Source organism: [Clostridium] polysaccharolyticum, from assembly GCF_900111595.1.
In the GTDB taxonomy this organism is placed as follows: domain Bacteria; phylum Bacillota; class Clostridia; order Lachnospirales; family Lachnospiraceae; genus Clostridium_AI; species Clostridium_AI polysaccharolyticum.
This window is the reverse complement of the sequence record NZ_FOHN01000033.1, coordinates 1-16269: the sequence shown is the minus strand read 5'-3', so window position 1 is coordinate 16269 and position 16269 is coordinate 1. Positions and strand designations below refer to the sequence as shown.

Genomic DNA, 16269 nt, shown 5'->3' with positions numbered 1-16269 from the left:
AGACCCTTCCATTTTAATATATTGCTTAATTAATCTCTTATAACGCAGATATTAGCAGATTCCCTGAGCTGTCATAGCATTTGCAACTTTTTCAAAACCTGCAATGTTTGCACCTACAACATAATTGCCTTCAAAACCATAACGTTTTGCAGCATCATCCATGTTATGGAAAATATTAACCATGATTCCTTGTAATTTAGAATCAACTTCTTCAAATGTCCAGCTTAATCTTTCGCTGTTCTGAGACATTTCTAATGCGGAAGTAGCAACACCACCAGCGTTAGCAGCTTTACCAGGAGCAAATAATACTTTGTTTTCCAATAAATACTGTGTTGCTTCGTAAGTTGTAGGCATGTTAGCACCTTCAGCTACAGCTGTAACACCATTCGCTACTAATGTCTTAGCATCGTCAAGTGTTAATTCGTTCTGGGTTGCACATGGAAGAGCAACATCACATTTAACGGACCATACACCACGGCCTTCATGATATTCCGCATTTGGCCTATAGTTTTTGTACTCTGTTAAACGAGCACGTTTTACTTCTTTGATTTCCTGTAATGCAGCAACATCAATTCCGTCCGGATCGTAAACCCAGCCTGTAGAATCACTGCATGTAACAACTTTAGCACCTAACTGCTGAGCTTTCTGGATTGCATAAATTGCAACGTTACCAGCACCAGATACACAAACTGTTTTACCAGCGATATCACTGCCATTGCATTTTAACATTTCAGCTGTTAAATATAATAAACCGTATCCTGTAGCTTCTGTTCTAGCTAAAGAACCGCCATAGGATAAACCTTTGCCTGTAAGAACGCCTTCATATAAGCCTCTTATTTTCTTGTACTGGCCGAACATATAACCGATTTCTCTAGCACCTGTTCCGATGTCACCAGCAGGAACATCTGTGTCAGCACCAATATATTTACATAATTCTGTCATAAAGCTCTGGCAGAAAGCCATAACTTCACGATCTGATTTGCCTTTAGGATCAAAGTCAGAACCACCTTTACCACCACCGATTGGAAGGCCTGTTAAGGAGTTTTTGAAAATTTGTTCAAAACCTAAGAATTTAATAATACCTAAGTTTACAGATGGATGTAATCTTAAACCGCCCTTGTAAGGTCCAATGCTGTTGTTAAACTGTACACGAAAACCTCTGTTTACTTGAACCTGGCCTTTGTCATCTACCCAAGGCACGCGGAACATAAACTGTCTGTCCGGCTCAACTAATCTTTCTAATAGAGCATCTTTTCTGTAAGCTTCTTCATTTGCATCAATAACCGGTCTTAAAGACTCTAATACTTCCTTAACTGCCTGATGGAATTCTGGCTGGCTAGGATTCTTTTCAATTACACTTGCTAGTACTTCATCAACGTAACCCATTTTCTCAATCTCCTTAATTCATCTATATTAGACAGCAGAAGTTCTAATTGCTTTTTATGTATATTCACTTTCAAAATTTCCATGGAAGTGCATAAACCAGTCCATTTATAGCCAAAGCACATGCAAACACATGTACTTCTGTATTGAACTCTACAAACTTCTTTGTCTTTGCAAGAACCATTATAGATTCTTTAGTTCATTTTTGCAATCCCAAAATGAACTAAATCCCAAAAAAGAATTTATTTCTTTCATTTATTAAGGATAATGCTTTTCCACCATCCGCAAACCTTTTCTCTCACATTACAAAATTAAGTTTATCTATTTTAGCAGGCGGAACAGATTCACAAAAGACATATTGAACTCGTCTTGATACAAAAGTTCTCTTGCTAAAATAGGCCTGTCCGTAATGATATTATCAACCTTAAGAACTTTCATACGCCGTATTTCATTTTTCGTATTCACAGTCCAGGCATAAACCCCTTTCCCATTTTTATGAGCCGACTCTACCATATTTTTATTAACAAAGGTAGAACGAATACTAAAAAAATCAATATCTGTACTTTCGTCAAATTCACCATAGGCTCCCATTAAAATCAGCCCTGTAGTAATAGATGAATCCAGTTTCTTCACTTTTTTTAAAGCTGCATAGTCCGTAGACTGTACCACACATTGCTTTTGAATTCCATATTTCTGAATCAGCATTACTACTTGTTCTTCCAGATCTTTAAAATGGCTGTTGCCCTTTATCTCAATATTCATAAGGATTTTACCTTTGCAAAGGGTTATAGATTCCTCTAACGTTGGTATCTGTACACCTGCATAATCATCTGAAAACCACGCTCCTGCATCAAAACGGCGTACTTCCTCAAAGCTGGCATTCCAGATAAACTTATTCTTTCCACAAGTTCTTTGAAGATTGGAATCGTGAAGAATAATCAGTTCTCCGTCCTTTGTCTGCTGCACGTCAAATTCTACAAAATCTGACATAGAATCAATTGCCGCCTGAAAAGCCTCCAGAGTATTTTCTGGTGCCTGGGAAGAAAACCCCCTATGTGCTGTAATCTTTACCCCATCAAATGAACTTAAGATAGGAATTTCATTCCCATTTAACACCTGCCTGCGGGTATAAAGTCCATCTAACAGGAAAACAGCAAAAATAAGTACACATACAGCTATCCTCTTCCGTTTATCTGTAAACAGCTTAGGTGTCTTAACATGAACCACAACTGGAAAATCTTCCTCATGTATTTTCTTATATTGCAGAAATAACTCCATTTGCAAAGAAATATTGGCATACAATCCAAACCATCCTAAACATAAGCCAGCATAAACATTGGCATGCTCACACAAAGACAAAAATACCGCTACTGCCGTCTTCTGACTTACAAATAGCATAACAAACAGTGCTTCTGCAGCAATCAGCAGTAAATAAGCAGCAGCTGAACACAGTATAATAAAAATATTCCAGACAGCCAGACTGCACATGCTATGGAGAAGGTGATTCCGTAAGAGCCTTCCACTATTTATCCTTGCTTCTTTCATATTAATGCGTTCAAGCAGAAAATACGAAAGTGTAAATAAATTGGCATATACAATCAGTGCCACAACAAATACAGCAATTCCTATTCCAGTTTTTACCATAGGAATGTGGCTAATTGAGCGAACGATATAATTTGGAATCCGAGTTCTTGTAACAATGCCAATAATAACTATAATATTACTGGCAATCAAAACAAATACAGCAAGAAAAATGCTCCTGATATTTCCTTTCCGAAACCCCATAAAAGCATTTCTTAAACTCCCTAAGAAAACATAGAACGATGGTCTTTTATCAAGTCCCTTTCCTGCCAGAATAAATGAAGAAACCAGTGAGATTTCTCCTAACAGGAAAAAACCAATAAGAAAAAAGCACAAAACCAGCGTTAATACAGTAAATGGCTTGAACAGAAAATCTGCCATATTCTCAGTTGTAATATAGCTATATCCTGAATACTTTCCAGCCAGGCCAAACATAACTCCTGCAGAAGGCACAATACAAAGTATTGCTAGAATTCCATACAGAATCTGAAATAACAAAAAGTGCTTTTTGCTTTTTATCATAAGACGTAAGGTCCTACCAAACAATGTTTTTCTTGTGGACAGAAGCAGTTTTTTTTGCCTTTTCTTATCCTTTACTCTCATACAAAACCTCTCATCTGCCTTAATCTTTCTTAAACACTTTCTATATCATACTACTTTTTATTCAAGATAACAATTAGTACTTTTTATTTATACTATTTCATTTTATCAGCTTATTGATATATGAAACTCTTCCGCCCGCCATATATTTCTTTATCAGATGAAACATTTTATCAGTTTATTGACATATGAAATCCTTCTCAGTATAATTTTTTAAGATAAAGTAATAGCAATAGTATATTTTATTTAAAAAGTCAGATTTCATATGGCAAAAAAAAGCATTCTGAATAAAAATATTATAGGAAGAAAAGGAGAACTTGTATGTATACGGAAAATATTTTAGATTTAATCGGGAATACGCCATTAATCAGCTTAAAGAATACAACTGGCTTGAATATTTTTGCAAAAGCAGAGTTTCTTAATCCAGGAGGCAGCATCAAAGATCGTGTTGCAAAGAACATGATTATCCAAGCAGAAAAAAAAGGAATTTTAAAACCTGGCATGACGATTATAGAACCAACTTCAGGTAATACAGGAATTGGAATCGCCCTAGCTGGAGTCCGTCTAGGTTACAAAGTAATCATTGTAATGCCTGAAAACATGAGTGAAGAGAGAAAAAAAATAATTCGTGCTCTAGGTGCCGAACTGGTTCTTACACCAGCAGAATTAAGTATTGGCGGTTCTGTCAGTGAAGCAGAAAGAATTATGAATACATCTGATAACTATTTTATGCCTCAGCAATTTAAAAATCAGGATAATCCAGATATCCACTATGAAACAACTGCACCTGAATTATATGATCAGCTGAATGGCAAAATTGATGTATTTGTCAGTGGATTAGGAAGCGGCGGTACACTCCAAGGTATTGGACGTTACCTAAAAGAGCAGAATCCTAATGTAAAAATTGTTGCAGTTGAACCGAAAAATGTTTCTGCACTGCTTGGAGATGAACCAGGCCTTCATAGCATTCAAGGCATTGGGGATGGTTTCATTCCTGACATCTTAGATACTAGTCTTATTGATGACATAGTGGAAGTTACGGATGAAGATGCTATTGAAACCACAAGAGAACTGGCCCGAGTACAAGGTTTACTTTGCGGAACTTCTTCTGGTGCAAATGTATGGGCATGTAAGCACATTAGCGAAAAATATGGGAAAGACGCCGTCATTGCTACAGTTCTTGCTGACCGTATGGAGCGTTATTTCAGCACTGGTCTTTTATAAAAATAATTTTGGGCACTCTTTTTTGGTGCCTTTTTCTTATCATGTAAAAAACAAAAGCTGCAACAGCTTCGTTTTATAGAATGCAATCTATAAAATTCAGCTCCTGCAGCTTTTATTATTATATATAAAAAATAATCCCCTCAATAATGAAAAACTCGTTAATAAGTTTATCAAAAGCAATATGGCCTCAATGTGATAATTATGTTTTCATACAAATCCCCTAAAAATGCATCAAAACACAGTTCCTTTTCCCCTTTTCAGTGTCCCTTTCACTGACTGCAGAACTACCACATATCATCCAGAATGTATGTATCACATACATGAGCAAAACCGCTTATTTCCAACCTCCCTCCTTGCAAACACAAAGAAACTTTTTCTTTTGTTCCTTTGACTGTGCTTATTCTACTACAAAAAAACTGATTATGCTGTCACATGATAGAATTGATATATATACATGTCATAATTTAAAACTTTGACTAATCAAAGTGTACTTTTTGCCCTGTTTTTCATTACTTTGACAAATAGTACGCTTGTTTGACATAATTTTATTTTGTTTAATTTGCCTTAATCTAATGCAAGACCAAGGTAGAATTCTGTTACATGAGACTGACCTGCAAGTGATGAAAAACTTTTTCCTAGATTGCATATCATTCCATGCTTTACCACTGCTCCCTGAGACCAGGTTCCTACTGGAGCCACAGCAAAAGCAGTATTACATTGAAATCTTTCTGCCAGAGAATCGCACACATTCTTTAATACATCCCATGGCAAATTCGTTTCACGAACTATTAATTTCCCTTCCAAAGGACATACCATTAAGAAATATGATGTATTTTCTAAATAATACGTTTTCCCACCTAGGTTTTCGTTTTCCTTTATGGCATATTCCACTGCCTGCTTTTCCCAGATGACAGCTCCCTGATTAGCAAGGAACTGATCCCTCATCATCTTGTACTGCTCTGCTGTAGCCAGCTTCCAGCCATCCGCCAATCCATCTCCTGCCAAAAGATTCATCTTAACTGTTCTATTATAGAAAAATGATTCAAAGCCAAACTTCCCATAATAGCGGTATAGTCCCTCATCTGCAGGTACTAATCCTACTGCAATTTCCTTCTTCTTTGCAAGTTCTATTACATGCAAAAGAACCTTTCCTGCATATCCTTTCCTTCTATGCTCCTTAGCCGTTACGACAGCATAGATATACCAGAATTCCTGCTTGTGCTGTCCATTGTCAAGCTGCGCTTCCAAGACAGAAAGCATAGATACCGGCTGTCCATTTAACTGATATACAAACTGGTTCTGATACATGCCTTTTTCATCTAATTTCAAATGATTTTCAAAGAAAAAGCTTATATATTCGTCACTGTCACCAAAATTGACAGCCCACATCTCTTTCATTGCAGGTACCATAGCTTTCGTGGCATTGGTTATCATGCTATTCCTCCTCTTTCAGAGTCACATTATACTTGTCTAGTAAGATATCTGGATAGTAGGATAATTTAGCTCTTCGAAGTCCTTCATCACCGGCATCTTCTTCTCGGTTTACATACTCGTACTCTTGACAATTATGAAGTACAAACTGCTGGTTAATCATAGGATATGCACCTTGCACATCGTAAAATGCCTTTTCAATATGAATTACGTAGGTGTTACTATTCAAAGGTTCTGCTATCGTATAAGCAACCACTTTGCCATCTCGTTTTAACATGCCCCCTTCTAACCCTAACTCTTGAAAATGGCTAAATGCCTCCATAACTGCCTCCGATTCTTCTTTTAAAGAATCATCACCTTCTTCCACATACCTCGCTACCCATTCCCTGTTCATCTCTACACAGTCTGCTATATTACTTTGGGATATGGGCTGATATTCCCAGTCATCTGTATCCTGAAACCGGTGGATATGGTTACGTTTTCCATGAAGCTTCTTCCCTGCTAAAGTACTAAGTTTCTTCACAGTGTAAATATAATCACTTTCATCCCGTCTTAAATCAAATGTGAACATTCCCGGAAACCATTCTTCCAGCTGTGGAATCTGATGTTCCATAACACCTCTCATTACAAATTTCACTCCACGCTCTTTTGCTTCATCCATGATAAGCTGGATAGCCTCTTTCAAGTCACCATTTCCTGTTGGCAGTGCATATCTGTAATGTCCATCTGCCCCTGACTGAAAAAAGCACATTCCATTCTTTCTAGCAACCTTTGTTCTGTATATTTTTCTCCATATATAAACACTCGTAAATACATACTCACAGCCTTGCAAGTCTGATTCACGAAAGCTTTGCTCAATCCAATCTTTATCTTTTAACTCTATTTCCTTAAAATCTAACATCTATCTAGTCCTTTCCTGTAAGCATTTCTCTTCCTAGCTGACATTTGAACTATTCTAGTATATTTTCCGCAAAAGGCACCTTCCCACGTACCAAAAATACATTATACAAACAAGGCAGACAGATTGCAAGTTTGTATATGTACAAAAAAAATACTATCAGGTACACTATTTCATCTGTCATATCCAATAGTATTTCTCTTTTTCTCAAAATTATCGAATTTATATTAATTCTTTTGGACAATAAATTCCCATAATAACCAATACAAAAATTACGAAAACAGCTAACTTCTATTCTGCACCATTTCGTTTTTGCTTCAGCCTGATGTTTTTTATGTAGCCCATTATTAAAAATACTGCCATTCCAAAGACAGAAGCAATTACGGTAGCACTTCCTGTCTGAACGGAACAGAGCTCTAATGCTCCTGCCAGCAGTATATCAAGAAAAAGTGCCCTTCTTGCTCTCTTGCCATACACTGCAACTTCCTTTTCATCTAATGGCTTATTCTGGTCTTCAACAGGTGCTAAAATGACAATAACAATGGATGCAGCCATTGCAAGCACCCCAAGTATCAGACTATGCCCTGCAAGAATTCTTCCAGAGAACAGTATGGCTGCAACAATAAAATTAGAATAAAAAAAACATCTTAACTGGGTTTTTGCATGAAATCCTCCTGCATTGGTTCTTAGTGGCACATAAGCAGCCAAAAACAAAAGCACTTCCCAGAACATCTTCATTGCTATGCCAATAGCAATGGTACATGCTATGTTAATAATAAGCATAATTCCATGATGAAATCCATATTCATAGATTTCCCGGTCTTCTTCCTCAATTACTCCATCTGCAATCAACTTAACTACAAGACGCTCTACTGCTTTCATCCTAATCCCTCCGCATTTTATCCATACTTTACTTTAAAGGCCTTATCCCTCTGCTAAATAAAGCCTTAGCTCTTGTTTTATTTCTTTTCCAAAAATATTTTTCTGGAAACAAAATTCCATACCATTACTACAAATGTTGCGACAATTTTAGCAAATAAATATGCTCTCTTAATTTTATCTCCAAGCCATACATCTGCTACAAGATACATTACAAGCTGATTGATTCCCAATCCAATAACGCTAAGTATAACAAATGCAGCAAATTCTGTCTGTTTCCTGATATCTTCTCTTCCTTCAAAGACAAACCGCATGCTTAATAAATAATTTACAACAACGGATACACAGAAGGAAACAGTAGAAGAAATCAGATATGGTATCCCGAAAACTTCTGTAAGAAATACCATGATAGCATAATCTACCACAAAGGCGATTCCGCCAACAACACCAAATTTCATAAATTGTATCATCAGTTTTTTCATGTTCTTTCCCCATTTCTATGTATTGATTCTATCATAACAAATTTTATGCAGCAAGAAAACTGCTAATTTGCAGAAAAAGAGATTCTATATATTCCCGTTCTCTTTTTCTGCATAAAGTGTCTTGGACACAGCAGCTCCCTATCCCTGTCCTTTCAGGAACTTTATTCTTTTGCTTTCTCTCTCGCAATTACACAAGCCTTAATTACATCTTCCTGTGTCAACGCAGATATCAGAAAACCACTGTTATGACAGAACTGAAGGGTTTCTACTCCACTGACTTCCCCAATGCTCTCTTTTTCCACACCTCTCCATTCTTTTGGAAATGGTATTTTCAGCTCGTTTGGTTTGTCATCTTTTGGTACTGCCTGTGCTGTATACCCTCCACGATTAGACGGTGCAACCACAAAATACACCTCTTTTTCTTTTACAAACTTTTTCCAAGGTGCTGAGCGAGGCATCACAAGAATTCCGTCTTCACATTTTGACAATGCCTTTGTAACGAGATCCTTGGCTCGGTTAATGCTCTTAATATTCTCAATTTCTTTCACCAATACTTTATAAGCCAGATCTTTTGCTTCTTCAAATGCCTTATCCGAAGAAACTGCATAATCCCATGGCGGATTAAATACAGATATCATATCCGCTATCTGATTTTCAGAACCGGTATTATCGTTTAAATCTAAGCTTTGTATAAACTTTTCGTCAAATCTTCTTGCTTCGTCTTCGTCTACGAGCATAGTTCCGTATTTCTTCCAAAGCAGGCCAAACGCTGCATATGGAACACCATTTTCCCTAACAGAACGATTCTGCTGGTGATGATCAAATTCTCCGAATCCAATATCAAATACAATTCCATCATAGTCCTCTGGTATCTGAAACCCTCTCTCAATCTTTATATCAGGATTTAACATAGTCAGCAACGCTGCAGAAAATACATCATCAGCGTGAAATTTTCCACCGTGAGTAAATCCTTTTTCAATATTTATATAACGTTTCATCTCTTTCTCCTTGTAACTTCCGCCCTTAAATCTATTGATTCTCTAATGAAATAGATTTTCCATAACTGATATTATATAAATTTCCTCCCGTTCTAATCTTCTTTTCATTATACAGGTTTTAACTCAAAAAAACAATGCGAAACTACCAGGCCAGCAAAAGACCAGGTAAGCTTCGCATTATAACAAACCACTCTAACTCCCCAAACTATGTATCAGAATTTAAGATTGTTTGTCCCTCATTTATATTTATTAACAAATAAAGTTTTGAAAAGCATCTACAATTTCTGCTCTGTCACTTTCATTGGTACCAACCAATTCAAGTGGCTGTGATAAATCTAAGCTGAAGATACCCATGATGGATTTTCCATCAATTGTATACCTTCCTAGTTTCAAATCGAAATTGTAATCAACTGAACTTGCTATTGTAACAAATTCTCTTACCTTATCAATGGAATCGAGTAAAACTTGAACCTTTTCCATGATTTCACCTCCCCTTGTGAATTATATATTTCATGCCAATTCTATAGAATTAGTCAATGAGTCGTAACCATCTATATCTATGTATATTTGCATAACTTTCAAAATATACCATATACTTAACATTAGCTGCAAAATAGAGAATTACTATTTTCCGTATTCATTGCTAAGCAAAGGAGTAAACAATATGTCTGCCAATCTAAAAAAAGTATTTTTTTACAGCTTTTTCATATCGGTTAGTGTTGGATTTTTCATGCATATATTTTATGAGTTGAGTAATTACAGTAGATTTGTTGGCTTATTCACGCCAATAAATGAAAGTCTATGGGAACAGCTTAAATGTCTGTTCTTCCCTTATCTGATATTTTCAATTATACTATATTTTTTTACAAAAAGGAATACCCAAACTATATTATTTGGTAATTTTATTGCAATTCTTGTAGGGATATGTCTTTTTATTAGCATTTCCTACACGATTCGGGGTGCTTTCGGCATAAATCATACTCTAATAAATATAGGAGTACAAATTATCTGTACAGGAAGCACTTATTTTCTGTGCATGTATTTCTTTTCCCATCACACCTTTTCTATCCGTAATACTTATGGTTTTTTACTTTTTGTCCTGCTGTTCCTTATTTTTACGGTATTTACGTTCCTTCCTCCAAGAGTACCGTTGTTTCAGGATTCTTACACAAAAAGCTTTGGTCTTATCCATCACAAGATATAAAATCTCATTTATTCCATACAAAATACCCTTTGAAAATAAGATATGCTCATTTTCAAAGGGTATTCTTCTTGCAAAACATGAATCACTTTAAATATAGAATTGTCTATTTTCTGCACACTATTCTGATACTTCTGTTGTACCTTCCTGTACTGTAAAAGATGCTATTTTTTCACCTGCTGTATAACTTTCAGGCTGAACATCGCCAAATTTCTGTTCCAAATCACTATTTAAGCTTGCCTTGCACCATGTATACTCTTTTCCTTTTTCAAGAGCGGGCATGGAAAGTACAACTTTATCATATTCAGAAGCAATGCAGAACGCCACAATTACTTTATCTTTGCTGTCTTTTATACAGATAACTGATTTTCCTTCTTGCTTCTCTTTATATTTAAGTATTACTACTGGCTGAACAGCTTTTGCTGGAACTAGAAATTTTTCTTCATTTCCTGCAGCTAATACCTGGCCATCTTCAATCGCATAAGTTCCAGAACAGTCAATACTCTTTAAAGATGTATCATTTGCACCTCTTACTCTTACAGCCCCCCCTGAAATAGTTAAATCTCCTGCAACATTCATTGCTTCTCTGTCAGAACGGACGTTAATGCAGGTATCCTTTATTACTAATGAACCTTGTCCATTTCTTGTAAATTCATTTTTGCCAGGACGATCATTGGCTGCATAGGAATCTGTTCCATTGGCAATGTTAAAGCCATCCCCTTTTGCCGTAATATCCAGATAGCCTCCAGACAGATTCATTTCGTTACTTTCAAGTCCCTGACAGGTTTTTTGTAAAGTAATACTTCCACCTTTTATCTCAATGCTTTTTCCTGACACAAAACCATCATCACCAGATGAAGCAATCACACATCCATTTTCCACAGCAATAGCATTTTCGGCATAGAAAATATCATCTGCTGTATCAAAATTCAAGGAACCGCCATAAACCCGAATATCTCCACCTGCCTTGAAACCTTTTGCAGTTGTGGTTTCGTCACCAAATTTACCCCAGCCATCTTCTGTACTGGATAAGCTGCTTCCTCCACCTGATGTGCCAGTGAATCCGCCATTTACATAATATATGGAACCAGTTGCCTTACAGACATCTGCACCTGCTATAATCGTATAACTTCCACTTTCAATTCCAATAAAACCTTCCGCTTCTAACGTACTGGTTGTCTTCATGCCGTTGCCGCCACACTGCAGATTGAAGGAACCATTTTTTACCGATACACCCTTAGATGCAACAATCCCGTCATCTTTAGACTGAATGTTTAGTACACCAGAACTGATTTTAAAATCTGCATTAGTTGCAATTGCATCTGCATAATTGCCAGTAATGGAAAGCTGGCCATTGCCATTAAATGTAAGGTCACCATTGGCAAATACTGCAGCTGTTACGCCTTCTTCTTCCTTAGAATAGTCTCCTGCATCTACAATTGCATTATTAGAACCATCTGCTACTGTTACAATTGTCTTTTGGGCTTGTTTTATGTAAATAACACTTCCTGTTGTATTTGTAATGCTTGCATTATCTAAAATAATTCGCACATTTTCCTCGTTTGCTGAATCTATTACAATTTTCCCGTCGGAAACGGAACCTGTAAAATAATAATTTCCTCCTTTTTTCAAGGTTACGGTATGTCCTTCTATGCCTACGGAATCTTTTCCTAAACTGTCTACTGTAATTTCTGCGTCACTTAATGTTACAACTGCAGATTTTGACTTATCAAAATCATTGTATAAGTCGGCCGAATCAAATCTGTCTCCTGTCAACTCATCAATACTTGAAACCTGCACTGTTCCCTGTACCTGTGACTGCACAACACCTTCCTGGCTATCCGTTTTGTCGGATGAAGCATTTCTACATGCACTGCAAAGAAGTGCACTGATACACATTAGTACCATAAGCTTTTGTTTTATTTTCATGATTGAACCCCCTTGGATTATGCATCCGTATTTTCGAATGAATCTTCCATTCTATCGCCTAAGCGAACAATTTTCATGATTATTATATCAATTCGCCTAAATCTTTACAACTCATACTGCAACTAATTCATCATATTTTCACAATTTAGCCATTCTTCCTATAATAAAATAGGAAGAACGGATTATATATACTCTGTCTTAATTCTGATACACAACGTCGCCTTTACATATTGTATAATGCACTTTTCCAGTTAAGGTCGCTCCTAAAAATGGAGAATTAGAGGCTTTGGATACAAAACTATCTACAGTCCACTGCTCATCTGGATTAAAAATTACCACATCTGCACATTTTCCCGGTTCTAAAGTACCGTAATCTAACCGATACAGTTTTGCTGGATTCAGTGTCATTTTGGCAATCAGTTCTTCTATGGTCAAATGACCTTTTTTCACTAAATTAGTAATCCCCAATGCTAAAGATGTCTCCAAACCAATAATTCCACTTGGTGCCTCTGTAAATGGCTTTTCTTTCTCTTCTTTACTATGAGGTGCATGATCCGTTGCAATAATATCAATGGTTCCATCTTTTAATCCCTCTATAATCGCCTGCTGGTCTTCCTTTGTTCTTAGTGGAGGATTCATTTTCGCCAGCGTACCATGTTCTAATACCGCAGTTTCATCTAAACTGAAATGATGTGGTGCTGCTTCTGCAAAAACAGAAGCCCCCATTTCTTTATAAAGCTTTACTAATGCCACAGAATGTCTGGAACTGATATGCTGAATGTTTATAGTACAGCCTGTTTCAAATGCAAGCATGCCATCTCTCGCTACTAGGATGTCTTCAGCAATGGCACTTGCACCACCAAGGCCTAACTTTTCTGATACAGCTCCTTTATTAACACCGCTATTTTCAATAAAATACGGATCTTCTTCGTGAAAGCTTAAAGGAACCTGTAATCTTTTTGCCTCTTTCATAGCTTCCACTACAAGCTTTTCATCCATAAGCGACATTCCATCATCTGTAAAGCCTATTGCACCATGTGCTTTTAATTCTTCCATCTTAACTAGTTCTTTTCCTTTTAAATCCTTAGAAATGGCTGCTGCTGGAATGACATGGATTCCTGTTTCTTTTCCTTTTTCTAATAAGTAAGCAAGCGTCTCTACATTATCAACTGCTGGTTTTGTATTTGCCATAGTGATAATTGTAGTAAAACCTCCTTTTTTCGCTGCATTAGCTCCTGTAATAACATCTTCTTTGTAGGTAAATCCCGGATCACGGTAATGGACATGAACGTCTATCAGTCCTGGTGCAACCATCATTCCTTTTGCATCAATTACTTGCTCAAAGTCCGCATCCTCATAACCTTCTCCTATTTCTTTTATTTTCCCATTTTCAATGACAATGCTTTTTTGTTCTGTCTTCATGCACTCTGGGCGAACCAGAGTTCCGTTCTTTATTAAAATCATGATCTTCCTCCATGTATTCATTTGCAAAATAGTCTACCACACTTAGAAGTATGGTGCAAACTTCGTGGCAAAAAATAATTCTGTTTTTCCGCTGGGAGCTATTATATCGCAAATTCGTGAATTTTCTTTCATCAGTGTATTGACACTTTCAAAAGTTTGTACTACTATATAATAGTATGTTTACATTAATACGTCCGTGTCCGGTTTAATGTAAATACGCTAATTTTGACAGGTTAGCAAAAAAAAGGTCGCATAAGCAATATGCAGTTAACAATAAGTTTTAAGAATAATTTTGGAGGTGCTCGAATTGGCTAACATTAAATCAGCGAAAAAGAGAATTTTAGTAAATCAAACAAAGGCAGACAGAAACAAGGCAATCAAATCTAAGGTAAAAACATCTATTAAGAAAGTTTATGCTGCAATCGATGCAAAGGATGCTGAAGCAGCTAAAGCTGCATTAAAAGATGCTACAGTAGAAATTGATAAAGCTGCAAGCAAGGGCGTTTACCACAAGAAAAACGCTTCTCGTAAAGTTTCCCGTTTATCTGTTGCTGTAAACAAGTTGGCTTAATAATAGATCACTCTTCTGATTCAGCTCCAGAAGGCAGTCGTGCTGCAACTGTCTGAATCGAAAAGGCACTCCTCCATCCGTCAAATGGGGTTAGTGCCTTTTTTACTGCCACTTAATTCAGTCAAAAAACTCTACACTTTTTATTATGTGTTATCCTGTATTTAGCTTACAGTCATTTTTTAACCGCACTGTTCCAGCACTAAATTCTTCTTCTGTTCCATCGTCCATTGCTACAACCAAATGGCATTGCCTATTTACCGACAGCACATTTCCCTCACGAATCCCTTCCTTGGTTTCTATAGTGACATTCTTTCCTATGAAACAAGAGCGTTGTATGTATTCCTCTAAGAATGGCAAGCTTTCTAGTCTCTGATAAAAATCCCAGAATCGTGTCAGAACTTGTGCCACTAACTGGCTTCTTACATCTGTCTCTGTCTGCTGAAATACACAATCAGTCTTGGAACCAAGTTCCACAGGCATTCCTGATTCCGGCAGCTTTACGTGAATTCCTATTCCCATAACGACATAATCAAACTTACCAGTTTCCATCTGATAAGATGCCTCTGTCAATATACCGCAGACCTTTTTCCCATCGCAGTAAATATCGTTTACCCACATAATTTCTGCTTTTCGTTCTGATACCTGCTCAATTGCCTGTGCCACCGCTACTGCGGCAGACGTGGTAATGGCAAATGCATGTTTCATAGAAATCTTAGGCCGTAACAAGACACTCATATATATTCCTGTTCCCTTTGGCGAATAAAATACTCGCCCTGATTTTTCCTTGCCACAAGTCTGTTCTTCTGCAATGACAACAAGCCCTTCTTCTGCTCCTGAAAGTGCTTGCTGCTTCACAAGTTCATTAGTGGAAGTAACACTTTTTCTTATTTCAAGCTGAAACTTTCCTCTTGTATCAGATAAATATTTTCGAATGCTTTGTTCGGATAATATATCACTGCTTTCTGCAAGCCGATAGCCACGGTTCTTAACAGCCTCAATATCATAGCCTTCCTGCTCTAAGGATTTAATTGCTTTCCAAACGGCATTTCGGCTTACTTGCAGGGTATTGGCAAGTTCTCCCCCTGAAACAAACTTACCTCTATGGTTTTCTAGTACCTCAAGCGTTTTCTGTTTTACACTCATATTTTCTCCATTTCTAAGACTTATTTTTATTTTCTGGATTGGATAAACAAGACTTATTATAATACGGTTTTGCAATATTGAAAATACAACAGCCCGTCATTTAGCACTTTGTTTCCAAAAATGTGCTAGTGAGCAATTTAAATCATTCAGATTTTATTTATGCTTGTCTGAATAATAGAATTTCTACAAGAATCCCAAAGCAATTGTATGGATAAAATAGTTATCCCGTTTTTTGATGTGTACAATAGCCCTCAGTTAATATTGTTTTCCTCGGGTGTTTTGTACAAGGAGTACAGTAGGAACTTGATTTTAAAACATAGAAATTCATTCCACTATGGTTCTTCTCAAACCATACTCATTGATTGCTTCAAGATTATCTGCAATCATTTACATTCCACTATGGTTCTTCTCAAACGACAAAAGACATTACGATTAAGAAAGAATGCAAAATTTACATTCCACTATGGTTCTTCTCAAACATGAAG

The 16269-nt window shown here is 36.7% G+C and carries 14 protein-coding genes; 3 read left to right on the top strand and 11 right to left on the bottom strand.

All coding sequences use genetic code 11. The features are described 5' to 3' along the window. Window positions 1-51: 51 nt before the first annotated feature. Together gdhA and BMY85_RS13950 are read right to left on the bottom strand one after the other, a co-directional pair. A complete protein-coding gene (gdhA, locus tag BMY85_RS13955; protein WP_092478883.1) occupies window positions 52-1386 on the bottom strand; it encodes an NADP-specific glutamate dehydrogenase in 1335 nt (444 codons plus the stop codon). 318 nt (window positions 1387-1704) lie between these two features. Continuing rightward, the gene (locus BMY85_RS13950) at window positions 1705-3567 is read right to left on the bottom strand and encodes a glycerophosphodiester phosphodiesterase (RefSeq protein WP_092478882.1); all 1863 of its coding nucleotides are present in this window, start codon (window positions 3565-3567) and stop codon (window positions 1705-1707) included. A 318-nt stretch (window positions 3568-3885) separates the two neighbouring features. On the opposite strand from BMY85_RS13950, the gene cysK reads away from it, so the two are divergent. Continuing rightward, window positions 3886-4788: a cysteine synthase A gene (gene cysK, locus BMY85_RS13945; protein WP_092478881.1), complete on the top strand. Its 903-nt coding sequence runs from the start codon at window positions 3886-3888 to the stop codon at window positions 4786-4788. Window positions 4789-5352: 564 nt separating this feature from the next. Here the strand turns inward: cysK and BMY85_RS13940 are convergent. The 6 genes from BMY85_RS13940 to BMY85_RS13915 form a co-directional block, all read right to left on the bottom strand. Further along, window positions 5353-6222, bottom strand: coding sequence for a GNAT family N-acetyltransferase (locus BMY85_RS13940; protein ID WP_092478880.1), 870 nt, complete (start codon window positions 6220-6222; stop codon window positions 5353-5355). A gap of 1 nt (window position 6223) precedes the next feature. Continuing rightward, a complete protein-coding gene (locus tag BMY85_RS13935; RefSeq protein ID WP_092478879.1) occupies window positions 6224-7120 on the bottom strand; it encodes a DUF2156 domain-containing protein in 897 nt (298 codons plus the stop codon). A 288-nt stretch (window positions 7121-7408) separates the two neighbouring features. Then, window positions 7409-7999: an accessory gene regulator B family protein gene (locus BMY85_RS13930; protein ID WP_092478878.1), complete on the bottom strand. Its 591-nt coding sequence runs from the start codon at window positions 7997-7999 to the stop codon at window positions 7409-7411. Between the two features lie 77 nt (window positions 8000-8076). After that, entirely contained in the window at window positions 8077-8478 is a 402-nt protein-coding gene (locus BMY85_RS13925; protein ID WP_092478877.1) for a GtrA family protein, read from the bottom strand. A 161-nt stretch (window positions 8479-8639) separates the two neighbouring features. Then, window positions 8640-9476, bottom strand: coding sequence for an MYG1 family protein (locus BMY85_RS13920; protein ID WP_092478876.1), 837 nt, complete (start codon window positions 9474-9476; stop codon window positions 8640-8642). A gap of 249 nt (window positions 9477-9725) precedes the next feature. Continuing rightward, a complete protein-coding gene (locus BMY85_RS13915) occupies window positions 9726-9956 on the bottom strand; it encodes an HPr family phosphocarrier protein (RefSeq protein WP_092478875.1) in 231 nt (76 codons plus the stop codon). A gap of 79 nt (window positions 9957-10035) precedes the next feature. Here BMY85_RS13915 and BMY85_RS16385 point away from each other — a divergent pair, with 79 nt between their 5' ends. Beyond that, window positions 10036-10680, top strand: coding sequence for a DUF6512 family protein (locus tag BMY85_RS16385; RefSeq protein ID WP_408643309.1), 645 nt, complete (start codon window positions 10036-10038; stop codon window positions 10678-10680). 117 nt (window positions 10681-10797) lie between these two features. Here BMY85_RS16385 and BMY85_RS13905 read toward each other — a convergent pair whose 3' ends face one another. Next, on the bottom strand, window positions 10798-12606 hold the full coding sequence (locus BMY85_RS13905; protein ID WP_092478873.1) for a carbohydrate-binding domain-containing protein: 1809 nt from the start codon (window positions 12604-12606) through the stop codon (window positions 10798-10800). Between the two features lie 198 nt (window positions 12607-12804). After that, window positions 12805-14070, bottom strand: coding sequence for a dihydroorotase (locus tag BMY85_RS13900; RefSeq protein WP_092478872.1), 1266 nt, complete (start codon window positions 14068-14070; stop codon window positions 12805-12807). A 307-nt stretch (window positions 14071-14377) separates the two neighbouring features. On the opposite strand from BMY85_RS13900, the gene rpsT reads away from it, so the two are divergent. Next, window positions 14378-14641, top strand: coding sequence for a 30S ribosomal protein S20 (gene rpsT / locus BMY85_RS13895; protein ID WP_092478871.1), 264 nt, complete (start codon window positions 14378-14380; stop codon window positions 14639-14641). Window positions 14642-14791: 150 nt separating this feature from the next. On the opposite strand, the gene BMY85_RS13890 is transcribed toward rpsT, so the two are convergent. Beyond that, window positions 14792-15784, bottom strand: a complete 993-nt coding sequence (locus BMY85_RS13890; protein WP_092478870.1) for a biotin--[acetyl-CoA-carboxylase] ligase — start codon at window positions 15782-15784, stop codon at window positions 14792-14794. Window positions 15785-16269 lie beyond the last annotated feature (485 nt).

Bases quoted from the DNA above. Each gene is read 5' to 3' on its own strand.
- gdhA (WP_092478883.1), bottom strand. From the start codon at position 1,386: ATGGGTTACGTTGATGAAGTACTAGCAAGTGTAATTGAAAAGAATCCT.
- BMY85_RS13950 (WP_092478882.1), bottom strand. From the start codon at position 3,567: ATGAGAGTAAAGGATAAGAAAAGGCAAAAAAAACTGCTTCTGTCCACA.
- cysK (WP_092478881.1), top strand. From the start codon at position 3,886: ATGTATACGGAAAATATTTTAGATTTAATCGGGAATACGCCATTAATC.
- BMY85_RS13940 (WP_092478880.1), bottom strand. From the start codon at position 6,222: ATGATAACCAATGCCACGAAAGCTATGGTACCTGCAATGAAAGAGATG.
- BMY85_RS13935 (WP_092478879.1), bottom strand. From the start codon at position 7,120: ATGTTAGATTTTAAGGAAATAGAGTTAAAAGATAAAGATTGGATTGAG.
- BMY85_RS13930 (WP_092478878.1), bottom strand. From the start codon at position 7,999: ATGAAAGCAGTAGAGCGTCTTGTAGTTAAGTTGATTGCAGATGGAGTA.
- BMY85_RS13925 (WP_092478877.1), bottom strand. From the start codon at position 8,478: ATGAAAAAACTGATGATACAATTTATGAAATTTGGTGTTGTTGGCGGA.
- BMY85_RS13920 (WP_092478876.1), bottom strand. From the start codon at position 9,476: ATGAAACGTTATATAAATATTGAAAAAGGATTTACTCACGGTGGAAAA.
- BMY85_RS13915 (WP_092478875.1), bottom strand. From the start codon at position 9,956: ATGGAAAAGGTTCAAGTTTTACTCGATTCCATTGATAAGGTAAGAGAA.
- BMY85_RS16385 (WP_408643309.1), top strand. From the start codon at position 10,036: ATGTATATTTGCATAACTTTCAAAATATACCATATACTTAACATTAGC.
- BMY85_RS13905 (WP_092478873.1), bottom strand. From the start codon at position 12,606: ATGAAAATAAAACAAAAGCTTATGGTACTAATGTGTATCAGTGCACTT.
- BMY85_RS13900 (WP_092478872.1), bottom strand. From the start codon at position 14,070: ATGATTTTAATAAAGAACGGAACTCTGGTTCGCCCAGAGTGCATGAAG.
- BMY85_RS13890 (WP_092478870.1), bottom strand. From the start codon at position 15,784: ATGAGTGTAAAACAGAAAACGCTTGAGGTACTAGAAAACCATAGAGGT.